The sequence below is a fragment of the Bacillus cereus ATCC 14579 genome, from assembly GCF_000007825.1.
In the GTDB taxonomy this organism is placed as follows: Bacteria; Bacillota; Bacilli; order Bacillales; family Bacillaceae_G; genus Bacillus_A; species Bacillus_A cereus.
Genome location: NC_004722.1, coordinates 1,583,855 through 1,602,675 on the forward strand (window position 1 = coordinate 1,583,855; position 18,821 = coordinate 1,602,675).

Consider the following 18,821-nt stretch of genomic DNA (forward strand, 5'->3'; position numbering starts at 1 on the left):
GGTAGGGGATAAAAATGCAAACAGATCTATTAAATATATTTTTCGAAGAGTCAGAAGAACATTTACAGTCGCTAAATGAAAATGTGCTAGTGTTAGAACAAAATCCTGCTGATATGGATGTTGTAGGAGAAATATTCCGATCCGCTCATACATTCAAAGGTATGTCTGCGAGCATGGAATTTACGGAAATGGCTGATTTAACGCATAAGATGGAAAATGTGTTAGATGAAATTCGTCATGGAAATATAGTTGTAAATGCGGATATTATTGATGTGATTTTTGAGTGCATTGATAATTTGGAGAAGATGGTTGCAGATGTGCAACAAGGTGGAATGGGCAATATTGATGTAGCCTCAACTAAACAGAAATTAGAAGCATTATTGAACGGCAATGTAGAAACTCCTACGGAACATATAGAGCAAAATCATATAGACACCGATGATGGAGTTTCGCATGAAGTGCATATAACAGTTGAACAGCAAGCGATTTTAAAAGCAGTACGTGCCATTATGTGTATTGAAGCATTGCAAAATGTAGGGAATATACAAAAAACAGCTCCGAGTATTGAAGAAATTGAAGCAGATGCTTTCGGATTTGAATTTACAGTATTTATGGATACGGATTGTAGTATAGAAGAGTTGAAACAAGTAGTACTTCATGTTTCTGAAATTGAGAAAGTGGAAGTAAAGCAAGGAGAACCTATATCGAAGGAAGTAGCTTCTAAAAAAGTCGTGACACAAGAAGTTGTGCAAGTAGAAGAAAAGCTACAACCTGCTGTGGTTACGCAAGTAAAATCACCGATAGAGGCAACGAATCAACCTTCAAGTACTATGCCAGCTAAAAGTACTACAAAAACGAAAAATGCTAAAGTGGAGAATCGTTCAATTCGTGTTCAATTAGAGAAAATCGAAAGATTAATGAATATGTTTGAAGAAAGTGTAATTGAACGTGGGCGCATTGATGAATTGGCTCAAACAATTCAAAACAAGGAGCTAATTGAACATTTAAATCGATTAGGCGATATTTCAAAAGATATTCAAAATGTACTATTAAATATGCGTATGGTGCCGATTGAAACTGTGTTCAATCGTTTCCCGCGTATGGTACGTATGTTAGCGAAAGATTTAGGGAAAAAAATCGATTTACAAATTACAGGTGAAGATACTGAAGTAGATAAAATTGTTATTGATGAAATCGGTGATCCGCTCGTTCATTTAATTCGAAATGCAATCGATCACGGTGTTGAAACTGTTGAAAAACGACGTGATGCAGGTAAAAATGAGACAGGTACGATTAAATTAGAAGCCTTTCATAGTGGAAATCATGTCGTTATTCAAATTACGGATGATGGAAACGGTATTAATAAAGGGAAAGTATTAGAAAAAGCGATTAAAAATGGCGTTGTAACTGAAGCGGATGCGAATAGATTAACAGATCGTGAAGTGTTTGATCTTATTTTCCAACCAGGATTTAGTACAGCTGAAGTTGTATCAGATCTTTCTGGACGCGGTGTCGGATTAGATGTTGTAAAACATACGATTCATAGTTTAGGTGGACATTTAATTATTGATTCTGAGGAAGGAAAGGGAAGTACATTTAGAATTGAACTTCCATTAACGTTGTCTATTATTCAATCTATGCTTGTTCAAACGAATGATAAGCGTTATGCTTTACCTCTTGGAAATATCGTTGAAGCAATTCGAATTAAGAGAGAAGACATCCAATCCTTACAAGGGAAAGATGTGTTAAATTATCGTAATCAAATTATTGAAGTGAAACATTTAAGTACTGTATTTGGTGAAAAAACAGTAGATGAGGCGTTTGCGTCATATGATGGTCAAATGGTTCCTGTGTTAATTGTTCGTAATACACATCGCAGCTATGGACTTATTGTAAACACAATTATCGGTCAAAGAGAAATAGTCTTAAAGTCATTAGGTGACTTCTTTGCAGAGAGTTCTAACTATTTCTCTGGTGCGACGATTCTCGGTGATGGACGAGTGGTCCTCATTTTAAACCCAGAAGGTTTATAATAGGAATGAAGGAAAGCTCCCCACTTGTATACAATTGGGGAGCTTTTTGGCTAATTGCTACGAATCTAATAATGGGATACATAGTAACGTTTTATACTAATGAGTTTGCTAAAATAAAATAAGAGTTTATATTATTTGATAGAAAAACAGAAATGAGGAGGCAGGGAAAATGCCTGAGCAACACACAAAAGGGGATACAAGCACGATTGTGCTAGAAAAAGAAAATGAGCATTTAACGCCTCAAGAATGCGATATTCTTGGCGAAATTGCAAATATATCATTTGGTTCAGCTTCGACTGTATTATCAACAATTTTAAATAGGCAAGTAAGCATTACTGCTCCTCGCATAGAGTTGGTAGATTTATATGATTCAAGAGATGTCGAAGTTCCACATGTTGTATTAAACATTCATTTTACAAAAGGATTAGATATGGAAAACCTTCTTGTCCTTAAGCAAGATGTTGCATTATCCATTGCTGATTTAATGATGATGGGAACAGGTGAAGTGGAGGACGGAAAAGAACTTGGTGAATTAGAGCTAAGTGCTGTACAAGAAGCGATGAATCAAATGATGGGATTCGCAGCTACATCTATGTCGGAATTCTTCCAAGATACAGTAGATATGTCTCCGCCGACGATTAAAGTTGTAAAGTTATCAGAAGAAATGGAGAAAATCTCTGAAATCGATGGGAATCATACGATTGTTAAAGTGTCGTTTGATTTAAAGATAGATAATCTTGTAAACTCTAAACTTGTACAAATTGTTTCAGTTGAGCATGCGAAACAAATGGTAAATAAATTAATGCAATTATCTGGTGAAGTAGAAGAAACAGTCGAACCATCAGAAGTAGTGGAAACTGAGATTGTAGAAGAACAAGTTGAAAAAGAGCATTTAACACAAGAAGAGAAAGATGTGCTTGGTGAAATTGCAAATATTTCAATTGGTTCCGCTTCAACAGTATTGTCAACGCTTTTAAATCAGCCAGTTACAATTAGTACACCAAATGTGGAAGCAATTAATGTTCGTCATTATGATGGAGTACCAGTGCCATTTGTTATTTTAAATGTCGACTTTGTTGAAGGGCTAAAGAATGAGAATGTATTCGTATTTACGAAAGATGTCGCCTTAACAATGGTAGATTTAATGATGATGGGAACAGGGGAAGTTGATCCGGAAAAAGAGCTTACTGAATTAGAACTGAGCGGTATTAAAGAAATTATGAACCAAATGATGGGTCATGCTGCTACGGCGATGTCAGAAATGTTCCAAGAAAAAATGGACATGACGCCGCCAAATGTTAAATTTGTAACGTTAAAAGAAGAAATGGAGTATTTGGGAGAGTCAATGGAAGTGGACGAACTCGTTCAAATTACGTTCAATCTTGAAATTGGTGATCTGCTTCAATCGAAAATGTATCAAATTTTGCCAATTTCTGAAGCGAAAGAAATGGTAAGGCGACTTCTGTATCCGATGGTGGAAGAAGAAGAGATTGCCACAGAAGAAATTGAAGAAGAAAAAATTGTAGAACCAGTTGTGCAACCTATTGAATTTAAAGAAGTAAAACAAATGGAACCAGTATATATGGACACGTCCATTCTACAAAATGTAGAAATGAACGTGAAATTTGTATTTGGAAGTACAGTGAAAACGATTCAAGATATATTAAGTTTACAAGAAAATGAAGCAGTTGTGCTAGATGAGGATATTGATGAACCAATTCGTATTTATGTAAATGATGTATTAGTGGCGTATGGTGAACTTGTAAATGTAGATGGATTTTTCGGAGTAAAAGTGACGAAATCACTATAAGGCATTGAAATAGGAGTTTGAACTAGTAGATGAAAAACGTAAAGTTTTTTCTAATGAGTTGGCTATGCATACATGTATGCTTGTTCTTCCCCTTGCAAAGTCAGGCTGAGGAACAAATTGAGTCAGATCAAAAAATAAATGAAGTGAATGTACAAGAAGAAAATAAGGAATCTCAAGAATCGTCAGAGCAAGTGGAAACGAGGCAAGATGAAGAGAAACAAAAAGAAGCAGAACAACAAGAAGTAGTAAATAAACAATTGAGTGAAAGAAAGATAGAAACAGAACAGGGAATTATTACAGTAAATAAGCCGGAGCTTAAAGTTGGCGAAGAGGTGCGAATTGCTGTAGAACCAAATGGGAAAAACATTCAAAGTATGAAAGGTATATTGCAGTTACAAAAAAATGGGGAGCAATATGCGCAAGAAAGAATGTTATCTTTTGAGTATGATGAAGAAACGAAGAGCTGGGTTGCTAACTATAAAGCAGGGGATTTTGATTTGCAAGGTGATTGGAATCTTCAGCTCGTTCAAAGTTACAAAGAGAATGAGAAAGAAGAGCTCATAAAAAATGAAGTGAAAGTCCCGCTCATTCGTATTAAAAATGAAACGCCAACTATAGATAAAGAATTGCCAAAGTTACAGAAAGTTACTATTGATGAAGTAAAAGAGAACTTAGTTGAACGAAAACAGGGAGATTCTATACATATACGAGTAAAAGCATCAGATATAGAATCGGTTGTAAAAGAAGTGCGCGTTACATTAAAAGGGAAAGAAAATAAAGAGCTTTCGTTTTTATTAGACTACAACAAGCATGATATGGATTGGCAAAAAGTATTTGAAATAACAGAAGCATTGCCGGCTGGGCCATACGAATTACTTGTAGAGATAATAGATGCAGCAGGTAATAAACTTGTTGAGGAAAGTGAATATACCATTTCTGTTTTGGTGCCAAAAAATGAAGATGATAAAAAGATAGAAGAGAAAGAAGATAAATTAGATAATAAACTAGAAAATGAATTAGAAGATAAGAAAGAAAATGAGAAGCAAGAAGATTCCAAAGTCAAAAACCCGGTTCCAGAAGAAAATTTGCCAGTTGTTCAAATTCCGAAGCGAGATGAGAAAGTAAATAAGTTTATAAAAGAACCGTTGGAAGAGAAAGAGGAATTTACTTACGTTATAAAAGAGCCGTTTGAAGACAACAAGGAAGTACATAAGGCGAAGGACCAAAAAGAGAAAAATAACAAACAAGTTGCCTCTAAAAAGAAAGAACAAAAAGAAGAACCGAAAGACAAGAAAGAAGAAAAAGGTGAACAGGGAGTGCAAGCTTCTGATGTGTTTACTATCATGTCAGGTTTATTCGTACTGTTTTTAGTTTTAAAGAGTAATAAAGAATGGGGCTAATTATTTCATAGTAGTGGAGGCGCTTAAATGGAGATTAAACGTACGACAATTGAAGATAAGGCGTTACAACCATTAAAACAGCCTGTAGCTATTTCGGAGCATGAGATCCAGAAAGAACGAAAGCGTAGCAATTTAGTGTTTACTGGACATTCTAAAATTATTTCGAAAAATAATGAAATAGGTATTTTACTTGCAAGTTTAAGTGATGGAAAGATTATGAAGGAAATGCTTTCTAAAGAGATGGATACAGTGTTACAACTTTTTAAAAAGTTACACACGTTATCTGGAGAAGGAAAGCAAACAGAAAAAATATTTGAACAAGTAATTAGAAGCCTACAAGGGCTTGTTAAGCAGGCTCATATAAAAGAACTTCCTTTGTTAGATGGAACATATGATTTCGCTGAAGTACAACTATCATTTGGTAGAAAAGTACATATTCCGTTACTAGATGTGAGTGCACTTATCTCTAGAGTGGAAAGTGATTCTTCAGAAGGAAATATAAATTTGATGGTAACGGTTATTACTGCTTATATAACGAAATTGTCTAACGAAACAATTTTAATTAGTGTTACAGACCGCATTGCTAAAGATCGGGATGTAAGTGTATGGAGGGCGCTTGCGGAAATGAACATGACACAATTATCACAGGCATTGAAACAAACGATGCAAGAACATAAATGGTCTATGACGCTTCTTTTTCTCTTTATATGGATTGTTGGTATTATTTTAATTCGAGTTATGTAAAAAGGTCGTCACTCCATTGTGACGACCTCTTTTATATTTTTTCGTAGAAGAATGTATCAAATCGCTGAAGATTGTAACGTTCGGGTGTTAAAATTTGTTCCGTACTACCAACAAATAGTACACCGCCTTTTCGTAAAGAACGACTAAATTTTTCGTAAAGTTTTACTCTTGCTTCTTCTGTGAAATATATCATTACATTGCGACAAATAATCAAATCATAATTTGTATCGAATGACTGCATTAAAAGGTCATGTTGTTTAAACGAGACGTTTTGTTTAATGTTTTGATGCAATGAATATAGATCATTCTCTTTTGTGAAATGACGTTCTTTCAAATCAGTAGGTAATTCCTTTAAAGAACGTTCTGTATATTGACCGCGTTTTGCGGTTTCTAAAATATGAAAATCAAGATCTGTTGCTTGAATTTCAAAACGAAATGGAGCAAGATGCTTCGATAAAATTAAAGAGAGTGTATACGGTTCTTCACCAGCAGCGCAAGCGGCACTCCATACCTTTAATTTTCCGCTATTTTGTTCGAGTAATTTTGGTAGTGCTTTCGACTCTAAAGTTTGCCATCGTTCTTTATTTCTAAAAAACTCTGAAACGTTAATTGTAATATAGTCAATAAAATTTAAAAATAAATTTTGATCAGCGCGTAATTTGCTTAAAAAATTAGTGTAGTTTTCGAAGCCTTTTCTCGAAATGAAAGCATCGATTCTACGGCGCATTCTATCTTGTTTATATGAAGCGATGTCCATATTGAATTGTTGTTTAAAACTCGCGATAAAATGATCATAATCTTGTTCAATTATCATATTTACAATGGGCACAATAATGATATTGTGCCTCCCCCTTTACATCATACGAATTTTTTGTTCAAAGCTTTTTTTCATTTGCTTTTCATGTAATCCTGGTAAATCATAAATGACAGCATCAATACCTGCTTCTTTTGCAACATCGACAGGGATGACAGATGTATGTTTGTCCCCATTATAAAAACAGAGAACTAAATCAGTGTCTTCAATAATTTGTTTAACAAAAAACATATAATCTGATCGGTAAATGGAGTCAGAAGGATGATCAAAAGCAACATATTCGGCTCCGTGTTTTTTTAAGTAATCAACGACTTCTTGGAATTCATCTGTAATTGCTTGCAATGGTTGCAGCGTGTAAAGGCATAAATTTTGAGCGAGTCTTTCATTCTCAACGAAAAAACGAAGAACCTCATTTTCAATAGATTTATAACATAATATGTAAATTTTATGTTTGTGAGCATAGTCAGTTAAAAATTTTTTAATTTCTTCTTGATCTAATGCTGTTAATTGATTTGAACCACAAAGGAAAATATTCATAGAATTGTGCCACCTCATGCTAAATTGTAACATATCTTTTATAAAAAATAACTGCAAAATATTACTGTTCACAGTATAATTATAAATAACTGGATTTTACGATTAAGTTTAGGAAGAAATAACAAAATAAATAGGTGATATATATGCTACGTTCTATCTCGCATAATCCAATTTTATCGCATATACCACCTGCTACTCAAATGCCGAAAGAAGCAAATGTCAGGACAGGACTTGCATTTTCGGATAATTTGCATGCAGATCCGAAAAAAGATAAATTACTAGAACAAATGGAAGCGTTTGTCGATAATATTGGAGAAATTAAAGAGAAAATTGAAATGGAATTAACGCTTGATAATGTAATGGAATACAAAAACACAGTAAAATCATTTTTGAATTTCTACGTTGATAATGTATTGCAGTATAAAGATGTCATGTCTCGTCACCCACGTTACGGATATTCACAGAAAATGACGATTGTGAAACAGGCAGAAATGGGATTGAATGAATTAGAAGATGTGATGAATCTAATTAATACGAAAACAGGACATTTAGAAATGTTAAATCAAATTGGAGAAATCCATGGTTTAATTGTGAATTTAGTCTTGTAAAAGGAAGGAAGCTATATGTACATACAATTATATGAAAAACTCGTTATTATTCAAAAAGCGTATGAAAATATTCAAGCGCTTGGAGAGCAAATATATGAGAATTTAAAAAATAAAAATGTAAATGCAGTTCAAAAGTTGCAAGTAGAGCAATTGCAGTACATTGATGGTTTAAAAGGGTTATCAAGCTCATTTGAAGAAATGGTTGTTCAGTTCTGTAAAGAACAAGGAGTTGAATCGTTTCGTGTAAGTGCGTTATTTTCGTATTTTTCTCAACAAGAAATTGAAAAAATGGGTGAATTACAAAAAAACGTAACTGAATTAGAAGAGAATGTAAAAATGATTCTTTTGAAAAATCAATATTACTTAAACGTACTATTAAAAACTACAGAAAGTATTGTGGATTCTGTTTCTGAATATAACTTAGAGCGAAACAATAATTCGCAAATCTTTATGAACGAACTATTGTAAAGGAGAAGTGAAGCTTTATGAGATTATCTGATTATAATACACCGCTATCGGGTATGTTGGCGGCTCAAATGGGGTTACAAACAACGAAACAAAACTTGTCTAATATTCATACACCAGGTTATGTTCGTCAAATGGTGAATTACGAATCTGCTGGAGGGAGTAAAGGGTATGCACCAGAACAAAGAATAGGGTATGGTGTACAAACGTTAGGTGTTGATCGTATTACAGATGAAGTGAAGACAAAGCAATATAATGATCAAATGTCACAGTTCTCTTACTATGCATATATGAATTCTACTTTGTCGCGAGTAGAGTCTATGGTAGGAACGACAGGTAAAAATTCATTATCTAGTTTAATGGATGGGTTTTTCAATGCTTTTCGTGAAGTTGCAAAAAATCCGGAGCAATCAAATTACTACGATACATTAATTGCTGAAACGGGGAAGTTCACAAGTCAAGTAAGTCGTCTTGCGAAAAACTTGGATACAGTGGAAGCACAGACGACAGAAGATATTGAAGCGCATGTTAATGAATTTAATCGACTTGCTGCTAGTTTAGCAGAAGCGAACAAGAAAATTGGACAAGCTGGTACACAAGTACCAAATCAACTATTAGATGAACGTGATCGTATTATGACAGAAATGTCTAAGTATGCAGATATAGAAGTATCGTATGAAGCTACAAATCCTAATATTGCAAGTGTTAGGATGAATGGTGTTTTAACTGTAAATGGTCAAGATACATACCCACTTCAATTACAGAAGGATAAAAAGCCAATGTCTGTACAAATATCTGGAACAGATATCCCATTAAGTGGTGGAACAATTTTATCGGCAATTGATACGAAAGCAAAGATTACAAATTATAAAGATAATCTGAATGAGTTTGTAAATTCATTAAAAAAACAAGTGAATAATACTATGAAGAAAGAGCTTTTTGTAGGAGAAGATGCGAAGAAGCTTGAATTGAATCCTGATTTTATAAAAGATATTTCAAAAATGAAAATTTCGGCTGAAACTGCCAACAACCTTGCGGCTATTACAGATAAAGGCTATAAGGATGGACTTACATATAAGCAAGCCTTAGATCAATTTTTAGTTGGTGTAGCCTCTGATAAAAGTTCAGTAAATGCATATCAAAATATTCATAAGGATTTATTAGAAGGTATCCAGCAAGAAAAGATGAGCATCGAGGGCGTAAATATGGAAGAAGAAATGGTTAATTTAATGGCCTTCCAAAAATACTTCGTGGCGAATTCTAAAGCTATAACTACTATGAATGAAGTGTTTGATAGTTTGTTTTCGATTATTAGATAAGGAGTAGTCATGTATAGTTGGTAATTGGAAATATTTAAGGAGGAGATAGAAATGAGAGTATCTACATTTCAAAATGCAAACTGGGCAAAGAATCAGTTGATGGATTTAAATGTGCAACAGCAATACCACCGAAATCAAGTAACCTCAGGGAAGAAAAACCTTCTTATGAGTGAAGATCCACTTGCAGCAAGTAAATCATTTGCGATTCAACATTCATTGGCAAATATGGAGCAAATGCAGAAAGATATAGCGGATTCGAAAAATGTATTAACACAAACTGAAAATACTTTACAAGGTGTTTTGAAATCTTTAACAAGAGCAGACCAATTAACAGTACAAGCGTTAAATGGTACAAATAGTGAAAAAGAATTGCAGGCTATTGGTGTAGAGATTGATCAAATTTTAAAACAGGTCGTCTATTTAGCGAATACAAAAGAACAAGGTCGTTATATTTTCGGTGGTGATAGTGCAGAAAATCTGCCATTTACAGAAGATGGTACGTACCAGGGTGGAAAAAATGATGTGAACTGGAAACTAAATGACGGTTATGAATTCAAAGCGTTCCGTAACGGTGAAGCATTATTATCCCCTGTTATAAAAACGTTAAAACAGATGAGTGAAGCGATGCAAAACGGTGACCAAAAAGCATTAAAACCGTTATTAGAAGAAAATAAGCAAAACTTAGATGGCATCATTAACCGTACAACTGAAGTTGGTTCAACAATGAACACAATGGAGACGTTTAAAACAATTTTAAGTGAGCAAAATGTAGCACTTCAAGAAAACCGTAAAGAAATTGAGGATGTTGATTTAGCGGTCGCAATTTCTGATTTAGCTTATATAAACGCAACGTACGAAGCGACATTAAAAGCTGTTAGTACGATGAGTAAAACGAGTATTTTAGATTACATGTAAATGATAAGGAGTGAAAAATATGGCAGGAACAATATCTGATTATGGTGGCAGACAACAAATATGGAATTTAGGAAATAACATAATAGATACAAAGAAGTTAGTAGATTTAGAGTTACAAGCATTGGAAATGAAAAAATCACCTTATACTACACAAAAACAAACATTAACAAATGAAAAAAACGTGTATGCAAGCATGAAAAAAGAATTTGGAAATCTTGTACAAGTGTTCAAAGATTTATACGCATTTAAAGGTGATGAAAAGAAAACAACTTTATCCAAAGATGGTTTTATGAAAGCACAAGCAGACGCTGCTGCAATTCCTGGAACATACACGATTACAGTAGAACGGGTAGCTGAAAGACATCAAATAACTACAGCTCCACTTACTCCTTCAAAAACTCCTGAAAGTATGGAGCAAAAGTTTAGTTTAGATTTAAAACTTGGAGTAGATGATGTATTTCAGATAAATGGAAAAGAAGTTAAAATCTCAAAAGATATGACGTATAAAGATCTTGTCAATAAGATAAATAATGGGAATTATGGTGCATCAGTATACACATTAGGGGATCAACTATTTTTCACATCGACTACTGCAGGAGAAGCTGGAGAGCTGAAATTAACGGATGGCGCCAATGGTTTTTTACAAAATATAGGGTTAGTTACTTCTGCGAAAAATCCGGATGGAACGAATGTTGTTGCACATCAAGTGACAGGAGCAATAAATGCTGAGTATACAATAAACGGAATAAAAGGAACTAGTAAAACAAATAAGATTGATACAATTCCAGGATTAACCATTAATTTAGAAAAAGAAACTACAGAGCCAATAAAATTAACTATTGAAGATTCTGATATAAAAAATTCAATAGATTTAATAAAAAAAATGAAAGACGAGTATAATAAGGCTGTTAAAAGTTTGGATTTATTTGCTGGAGAAAATGGAGTAATGCAAGGGAGTAATGTGTCATTTGCTATCAATAATGCAATGACAGGTATTTTTAAATTTTCCCAAGATGATAAGTATTTATTTTCTTTTGGAATTCAAATTGATAAAAAAGGCAATATGACTCTTGATGAAGAAAAATTAAAAACAGCTTTTAAAGAGAATCCGGAATCTACGAAACAATTTTTCTTTGGTTTAAATGGTTTAGGTCATGATACAGAGAAAAAGTTAGATGGGATATTTGGAGATGAAGGAATTATTGGGAAACGTTCTAAAAGTATTGAAAAGCAAGTAACTGATTTAGAGAGAAAAATTCAAGATATTGATACAGTTAATAAGGAAAAACAAAAAACAATTATTGATAAATATGCAAAATTAGAAAGTCAGTTAGCATTGCTTGATAGTCAGTTGAAGACAATTCAAGCAATGACAAAAACAAAAAGTGATGACTAATGAAAGCTGAGGAAGTGATTGTATGCAAGCATGGCAACGTTATATGCAAAATGATATTATGACGAGTAATCCAATTAAAAATACAATATTTATTTATGAAAGATGCATCATTGAGTTTCGTAAATTGGAAGAACTTTTAAATACATTCAAACTTCAAGATGGTGATGAACTTCTTGAAAAGTTAGAACGTATATTTGAAGAGTTGAAGCTCCAGTTAAATCCTGATATTACGAAAGATTTATACGATAGTTTATTTGGTTTATATGATTGGATTAGCATTCAAATTCAAACGATGAAAGTCACGCGTGAAGTAAAAGACATTGATGCCATTGTGCAAGTGTTACAAGATTTAATAGATGGATACCGTGGAGCGCTTGAAAATGAACAATGATATTTATCGAACGTTTGTCAGTTGTTTTAATGAAATCGGTGAATTACAAGTGTCAGATGAAGAGTTTGCTGAGAAGAGTGAGATGTTAAATCGCTGGATGATGACACTAGATGAAGAAAGACGTGCACAAGTTGCAGCAGAAGTAAGCCCATTCATTATTAAGGCAGCACAGCACATTCGAGATAAGCAAAAGATTTTGGAAGAAATGATAATGGCAAATGATGGGCGAATGAAGGCTAATTCATTTTACGGTAAATATTAATAATAACGTCTGGAAACAGATTCCCCTTTTAAAAGGGGGTCTATTCCTTCGTTTACATAAAGAACTCCGCTGATTGAGGTTTCATTTTATGACTGTGATGAAAAAATAATAGTAATCTAAATAATAGAAAAATGGACTTTAGTTTATAGTTTATATATTGAAATGTTCTATAGATTACTATGTGTATACAGTTTTTTGCATTCTTTTTTTATATTTTTGTATTTTTCTAAAGACAACAATGAAAAAATGGAATAAAATATGTAAGGGTACATAATAGTAAATATTTTAATAAACGCATATAAGAAAATAAATAATGAAGTGAAACTTCTATCAGTGGATCATTACGTTAGAAAAGGAAGGGTGTGGAATATGCCAGATTTAGTGAGTGATGTAAGCCATTATATGAATTATTTAGTAACGAAACGAAATACTGTTTCCAGTAATATTGCAAATGCGAATACACCTGGCTATAAAGCACAAGATGTAACATTTGCTGAGCAGATGAATAAAAGTAGTGCATTATATAAAAACAATGCGGCTGATTTAAAGAGCAATCCAGATTTATATCAAACGAATGAAATGCACTTGCCGACAGTAAATACGAAAAATACATATGCAAAGATTCAAACAAAATCAATGCAAACGAATAAAGACGGAAATAGTGTGGATGTAACGACAGAAATGCTAGATTTAATGAAAGCAAATCAGTTATACGGTATTTCAATTAACGCAATTAATACACAATATGCAATTAACCAAGCGGCACGCGGACGTTAAAAGTAGAAGGAGAGACAACGAATGTTTCAGGCAATTAATGCAAGTGGCTCAGGGCTAACAACAGCGAGAAAGTGGATGCAAGTTACTTCTAACAATATTGTAAATGCAAATACGCCGGCGGCTCCGGGGGCAGATTTATATGAGCGTCGTAGTGTGGTGCTAGAATCAAACAATAGTTTTGCAAGTATGCTAGATGGGGCTCCTACTAACGGAGTAAAAATAAAAAGTATTGAAGCAGACAAAACGGAAAATTTAGTGTATGATCCGACGCATCCGCACGCAAATGAAGAAGGATATGTACGTTATCCTAATATTGATGTAACTGCTGAAATGACGAATGTAATGGTTGCTCAAAAAATGTATGAAGCGAATACGAGTGTATTAAATGCGAATAAAAAAATGCTTGATAAAGATTTAGAAATCGGCCGAGGATAAGGGGGAAGATAGTAATATGAAAATTCAACCAATGTTACATACACAACCATTTGGAGCAATTCAGTCAATTGGTGCACCGAAAACTTCTCAAACATCTGTAGTTGAGGGGAAAAAGTTTATTGATTTATTGGAAGATATGAATCAAACACAAAACAATGCACAAACAGCAGTATATGATTTACTAACTAAAGGGGTAGGAGAAACACATGACGTTTTAATTCAGCAAAAGAAAGCTGAGTCTCAAATGAAAACGGCTGCTCTCGTACGTGATAATCTTATTGAAAATTATAAGTCACTAATTAATATGCAAATTTAGGAAAGTGGACGGGTGTGTTTAAATGGAAAAGATGAAAAATGTTATCCAATCGTTAAAAACGTGGCATAAGTTAGTAATCGGTGCTGCGCTTTTAGCGATTGTAACAGGAGCACTTTTATATTTCACCTTGCCAGATAAATATGTTGTTGTATATCAAAATTTAAATGATGCAGATAAACAAGAGATTACAGCAGAATTATCGAAGTTAGGTGTCGATTACCAATTAGCGGCCGATGGTTCAATTCGTGTGCAAAAGAATGATGCTCCATGGGTTCGAAAAGAAATGAATGGGATGGGCTTACCGTTTAATTCGAAAAGCGGTGAAGAAATTTTATTAGAAAGCTCTCTCGGTTCAAGTGAACAAGATAAAAAAATGAAGCAAATTGTCGGTACGAAGAAGCAATTGGAACAAGATATTGTAAGAAACTTTGCGACAGTTGAAACGGCAAATGTTCAAATTACATTGCCTGAAAAAGAGACAATTTTTGATGAAGAAAAAGCGAAAGGAACAGCGGCGATTACGGTTGGAGTGAAACGTGGACAATTGTTAACAGCTGATCAAGTTGCAGGTATACAGCAAATGATTAGTGCAGCGGTTCCTGGTGTGAAAGCAGAAGAAGTAAGTGTTATTGATAGTAAAAAAGGTGTTATCTCAAAAGGAGCAGATGAAGCACATTCTAGTAGTTCCTCTTCTTATGAGAAAGAAGTAGAGATGCAGCACCAACTTGAAGGTAAATTAAAGCAAGATATTGATGCAACGTTAATGACGATGTTTAAACCGAATGAATATAAAGTGAATACGAAAGTATCTGTAAACTACGATGAAGTTACACGTCAGTCAGAGAAGTATGGTGATAAAGGTGTACTTCGTAGTAAACAAGAGCAAGAGGAAAGCTCTACTGCGCAAGAAGGGGCAGATACGAAGCAAGGTGCTGGTATTACAGCGAACGGTGAAGTGCCAAACTACGGTACGAACAATAATCAAAATGGTAAAGTTGTCTACGATAATAAAAATGGCAACAAAATCGAAAACTATGAAATAGATAAAACAGTTGAAACAATTAAGAAACACCCAGAACTAACGAAAACAAATGTTGTTGTATGGGTAGATAATGATACGTTAGTAAAACGAAGAATTGATATGACTACTTTTAAAGAAGCAATTGGAACAGCGGCAGGACTTCAAGCTGATCCGAACGGTAACTTTATAAATGGTCAAGTTAACGTTGTAACTGTTCAGTTCGATCAGCCGAAAGCTGAAAAAGAGAAAGAGCCAGAAAAAAGTGGTATGAACTGGTGGTTATTCGGTGGAATTACAGCTGGCTTATTAGCAATCGGTGGTCTAGTATGGTTCTTATTAGCAAGACGTAAGAGAAAGAAAGAAGAAGAGGAATATGAAGAATACTTAGCAGAAGATGAAATTGCTGCAAGTAATGAAAGTATCTTGGAAATTCCTGAAGAAAAAATAGTGCCAGAGCCAAAACCTGAACCAGAAGAACCGAAAGAACCAACGTTAGATGAACAAGTGCAGGATGCTACGAAAGAACATGTAGAAGGTACTGCAAAAGTAATTAAAAAATGGTTAAACGGACAGTAAGGGAGGAACAACGATGTTAGATGAAATCTCCTCCAAAGAAAAAGCTGCCATCCTCATTCGTACATTAGACGAAGGGGTGGCAGCAAAAGTCATTGAATATATGACAGCTGAGGAAAAAGAAGTATTACTTCGTGAAATTGCGAAGTTTCGTGTATATAAACCAGAAACGTTAGAGAATGTACTAGGAGAGTTCTTATATGAACTAAATGTAAAAGAATTGAACTTAGTCACTCCAGATAAAGAGTATATTCGTCGTATATTTAAAAACATGCCAGAAGACGAACTGGAAAAATTATTGGAAGACCTTTGGTATAACAAAGATAATCCATTTGAATTCTTAAATTCACTTACAGATTTAGAACCACTTCTTACAGTGCTTAATGATGAGTCACCACAAACAATTGCAATTATCGCTTCTTATATTAAACCGCAACTTGCGTCTCAATTAATTGAGAGATTGCCAGATCATAAGCGAGTAGAAACGGTAATGGGTATTGCGAAACTAGAACAAGTTGATGGTGAATTAATTAATCAAATTGGTGAGTTGTTAAAAACGAAATTAAATAATATGGCATTTAGTGCAATTAATAAAACTGATGGCTTGAAAACAATCGTAAACATTTTAAATAATGTTTCACGAGGTGTTGAAAAAACAGTCTTTCAAAAACTGGATGAAGTCGATTATGAGTTATCTGAGAAAATTAAAGAAAATATGTTTGTCTTTGAAGACTTACTTGGTCTTGAAGATCTTGCGCTTCGCCGTGTATTAGAAGAAATTACAGATAACGGTGTTCTTGCGAAAGCACTTAAAATTGCAAAAGAAGAAATTAAAGAGAAATTATTTACATGTATGTCTTCAAACCGTAAAGAGATGATTCTAGAAGAATTAGATGGCTTAGGACCGCTTAAGATGACGGATGCTGAAAAAGCGCAGCAAACGATCACTGGTACAGTGAAAAAGCTAGAGAAAGAAGGAAGAATTATCGTTCAAAGAGGTGAAGAGGATGTCCTTATTTAAAAACAGAATTCCGAAGAATTCTGTTTCTTTTTCTGAAGAAACGTATGAATTACAATTTCCAAAACCAGCTTCAGTCCAAATAGAAGAGGAAGAATTACAAGCAGATCATGCAGAGCTTCGCGCCCAGCAAGAATCATTACATATGGAAATGAATCAGCTAAGGCAAGAGCAGCAAATGCTAGAACGAGAGCGTCAGCAGTTATTACAAGATAAAGAACAATTTCAAATGCATATTCATGAACAAATGGAACAGATGGAAGCAGCGCGTGTGCAGTTTCAAAAAGAACAACAAGAAATAGCATATGAATGGACAGAGTTATTATGGGATCAATCATTTCATTTAGCAGAAAAAATCGTGAATCAAGCGGTAGATTCACGATTGCTTGATGTGCTACCTATTTTAACTGGCATCGTGCAAACATTGCCAACTTCGTTTGAAAAATTAATCATTACAGTACATCCAGAAACGTTTGAACGTATTCAAGAAGAGAAGGAGAATACGAAAGAATATTGGTTACTACAATTAGTAGAATGGAAATATGATTTCTCCCTGCAGTTTGGTGAATTTGTTCTGGAAGAAGAGAAAGAGTTCTTTGAATTTAAATTTGCACCTATATTTGCGAAACTTCGTCAGAAATGGGAAGAAGAGAAGTTATTTGAGGAGCAAAATGTATGAGCCGCCTGTTAATGAATGAGAACGAAAAATGGAATAAGTTCATTGAAACACCGCTGTATACGAAAGTAGGCAAAGTTCATAGTGTACAAGAACAGTTTTTCGTAGCAAAAGGGCCGAAAGCGAAGATCGGAGATGTTTGCTTCGTTGGAGAACATAACGTCTTATGTGAAGTGATTGCCATTGAAAAAGAAAATAATATGCTACTTCCATTTGAACAGACAGAAAAAGTATGTTATGGAGATTCAGTGACACTAGTTTCAGAAGATGTTGTTGTACCACGTGGTAATCACTTGCTCGGAAAAGTGTTAAGTGCAAATGGTGAAGTGTTAAATGAGGAAGCTGAAAACATTCCATTACAGAAAATAAAACTAGATGCACCGCCTATACATGCATTTGAACGTGAAGAGATTACCGATGTATTTGAAACAGGAATAAAATCAATTGATTCTATGCTAACAATTGGTATCGGTCAAAAGATTGGTATTTTTGCTGGGTCAGGTGTTGGTAAATCAACTTTACTTGGAATGATAGCAAAAAATGCAAAAGCTGATATAAACGTTATTAGTTTAGTAGGAGAACGTGGCCGGGAAGTAAAAGACTTTATTCGAAAAGAGTTAGGCGAGGAAGGGATGCGAAAAAGCGTCGTTGTTGTAGCGACGTCAGATGAAAGTCACCTTATGCAACTTCGTGCAGCGAAACTTGCAACGTCTATTGCTGAATACTTCCGTGATCAAGGCAATAACGTATTACTTATGATGGACTCTGTTACTCGTTTTGCCGATGCACGAAGAAGTGTTGATATTGCTGTTAAAGAGTTACCGATTGGTGGTAAAACACTGTTAATGGAAAGTTATATGAAGAAGTTGTTAGAGCGTTCCGGAAAAACACAAAAGGGATCTATAACAGGTATTTATACGGTGCTTGTTGATGGGGACGATTTAAATGGTCCTGTACCAGATTTAGCACGTGGTATTTTAGATGGACATATCGTATTAAAGCGTGAGCTTGCAACGCTTAGTCATTATCCTGCAATTTCAGTATTAGATTCAGTAAGTAGGATTATGGAAGAAATTGTTTCGCCACATCATTGGCAACTTGCAAATGAAATGAGAAAGATTTTATCAATTTATAAAGAAAATGAATTGTATTTTAAGCTAGGAACGATTCAAGAAAATGAAGAAAATGCTTATATTTTTGAATGTAAAAATAAAGTAGAAGGCATAAATACATTTTTAAAGCAAGGTCGATCGGATAGTTTCCAATTTGATGATATCGTTGAAGCGATACAGCATATAGTATAAGGCCTCT

At 34.2% G+C, this 18,821-nt stretch carries 20 protein-coding genes; 18 read left to right on the forward strand and 2 right to left on the reverse strand.

The genetic code is table 11. The features are described 5' to 3' along the window. The first annotated feature begins 14 nt into the window (after nt 1–14). From BC_RS08100 to BC_RS08115, 4 genes are all read left to right on the forward strand, one after another. Nucleotides 15–2,033: a chemotaxis protein CheA gene (locus tag BC_RS08100; RefSeq protein WP_001192618.1), complete on the forward strand. Its 2,019-nt coding sequence runs from the start codon at nt 15–17 to the stop codon at nt 2,031–2,033. Nucleotides 2,034–2,202: 169 nt separating this feature from the next. Beyond that, entirely contained in the window at nt 2,203–3,843 is a 1,641-nt protein-coding gene (locus tag BC_RS08105) for a flagellar motor switch protein (protein WP_001115005.1), read from the forward strand. Nucleotides 3,844–3,872: 29 nt separating this feature from the next. Continuing rightward, the gene (locus tag BC_RS08110; protein WP_000800085.1) at nt 3,873–5,243 is read left to right on the forward strand and encodes a hypothetical protein; all 1,371 of its coding nucleotides are present in this window, start codon (nt 3,873–3,875) and stop codon (nt 5,241–5,243) included. 27 nt (nt 5,244–5,270) lie between these two features. Then, nucleotides 5,271–5,987 carry a hypothetical protein gene (locus BC_RS08115; RefSeq protein WP_000403954.1) on the forward strand — a complete coding sequence of 239 codons (717 nt, stop codon included), beginning with the start codon at nt 5,271–5,273 and terminating at the stop codon, nt 5,985–5,987. Between the two features lie 31 nt (nt 5,988–6,018). Here the strand turns inward: BC_RS08115 and cheR are convergent, their stop codons facing one another. After that, nucleotides 6,019–6,801: a protein-glutamate O-methyltransferase CheR gene (gene cheR / locus BC_RS08120; protein WP_000582882.1), complete on the reverse strand. Its 783-nt coding sequence runs from the start codon at nt 6,799–6,801 to the stop codon at nt 6,019–6,021. 39 nt (nt 6,802–6,840) lie between these two features. After that, the gene (locus BC_RS08125) at nt 6,841–7,338 is read right to left on the reverse strand and encodes a flagellar motor switch protein FliG (protein WP_001020110.1); all 498 of its coding nucleotides are present in this window, start codon (nt 7,336–7,338) and stop codon (nt 6,841–6,843) included. A gap of 143 nt (nt 7,339–7,481) precedes the next feature. Here BC_RS08125 and BC_RS08130 point away from each other — a divergent pair, with 143 nt between their 5' ends. The 14 genes from BC_RS08130 to fliI all read left to right on the forward strand — a co-directional run bounded on the left by BC_RS08130 (nt 7,482) and on the right by fliI (nt 18,814). Further along, nucleotides 7,482–7,946, forward strand: coding sequence for a YaaR family protein (locus BC_RS08130; protein ID WP_000946323.1), 465 nt, complete (start codon nt 7,482–7,484; stop codon nt 7,944–7,946). A 15-nt stretch (nt 7,947–7,961) separates the two neighbouring features. Further along, on the forward strand, nt 7,962–8,414 hold the full coding sequence (locus BC_RS08135; RefSeq protein ID WP_000275880.1) for a hypothetical protein: 453 nt from the start codon (nt 7,962–7,964) through the stop codon (nt 8,412–8,414). A gap of 17 nt (nt 8,415–8,431) precedes the next feature. Then, complete coding sequence (gene flgK, locus BC_RS08140) at nt 8,432–9,730, forward strand: flagellar hook-associated protein FlgK (protein WP_001239697.1); 1,299 nt, start codon at nt 8,432–8,434, stop codon at nt 9,728–9,730. Nucleotides 9,731–9,781: 51 nt separating this feature from the next. After that, entirely contained in the window at nt 9,782–10,645 is an 864-nt protein-coding gene (locus BC_RS08145; protein WP_001266408.1) for a flagellar hook-associated protein 3, read from the forward strand. A 19-nt stretch (nt 10,646–10,664) separates the two neighbouring features. Beyond that, on the forward strand, nt 10,665–12,041 hold the full coding sequence (locus BC_RS08150) for a flagellar hook-associated protein 2 (protein ID WP_000929221.1): 1,377 nt from the start codon (nt 10,665–10,667) through the stop codon (nt 12,039–12,041). Nucleotides 12,042–12,063: 22 nt separating this feature from the next. Continuing rightward, nucleotides 12,064–12,432: a flagellar export chaperone FliS gene (fliS, locus tag BC_RS08155; protein WP_001149504.1), complete on the forward strand. Its 369-nt coding sequence runs from the start codon at nt 12,064–12,066 to the stop codon at nt 12,430–12,432. Next, nucleotides 12,422–12,694 carry a hypothetical protein gene (locus BC_RS08160; protein WP_001058084.1) on the forward strand — a complete coding sequence of 91 codons (273 nt, stop codon included), beginning with the start codon at nt 12,422–12,424 and terminating at the stop codon, nt 12,692–12,694. The genes fliS and BC_RS08160 overlap by 11 nt, the downstream gene beginning before the upstream one ends. Before the next feature lie 318 nt (nt 12,695–13,012). Further along, complete coding sequence (gene flgB / locus BC_RS08165) at nt 13,013–13,471, forward strand: flagellar basal body rod protein FlgB (protein WP_370445031.1); 459 nt, start codon at nt 13,013–13,015, stop codon at nt 13,469–13,471. 21 nt (nt 13,472–13,492) lie between these two features. Then, a complete protein-coding gene (gene flgC, locus BC_RS08170; protein ID WP_000484688.1) occupies nt 13,493–13,906 on the forward strand; it encodes a flagellar basal body rod protein FlgC in 414 nt (137 codons plus the stop codon). A 16-nt stretch (nt 13,907–13,922) separates the two neighbouring features. Continuing rightward, entirely contained in the window at nt 13,923–14,222 is a 300-nt protein-coding gene (gene fliE, locus BC_RS08175) for a flagellar hook-basal body complex protein FliE (protein ID WP_000701672.1), read from the forward strand. A 22-nt stretch (nt 14,223–14,244) separates the two neighbouring features. Continuing rightward, on the forward strand, nt 14,245–15,819 hold the full coding sequence (locus BC_RS08180) for a flagellar M-ring protein FliF C-terminal domain-containing protein (protein WP_000413931.1): 1,575 nt from the start codon (nt 14,245–14,247) through the stop codon (nt 15,817–15,819). Between the two features lie 13 nt (nt 15,820–15,832). Then, nucleotides 15,833–16,837, forward strand: coding sequence for a flagellar motor switch protein FliG (fliG, locus tag BC_RS08185; RefSeq protein ID WP_000883356.1), 1,005 nt, complete (start codon nt 15,833–15,835; stop codon nt 16,835–16,837). Beyond that, nucleotides 16,824–17,513, forward strand: a complete 690-nt coding sequence (locus BC_RS08190) for a FliH/SctL family protein (protein WP_000051695.1) — start codon at nt 16,824–16,826, stop codon at nt 17,511–17,513. Before fliG ends, BC_RS08190 begins: the two co-directional genes overlap by 14 nt. Further along, nucleotides 17,510–18,814 (forward strand): flagellar protein export ATPase FliI, encoded by a 1,305-nt coding sequence (gene fliI, locus BC_RS08195; RefSeq protein ID WP_000088693.1) that lies wholly within the window; start codon nt 17,510–17,512, stop codon nt 18,812–18,814. Before BC_RS08190 ends, fliI begins: the two co-directional genes overlap by 4 nt. Nucleotides 18,815–18,821 lie beyond the last annotated feature (7 nt).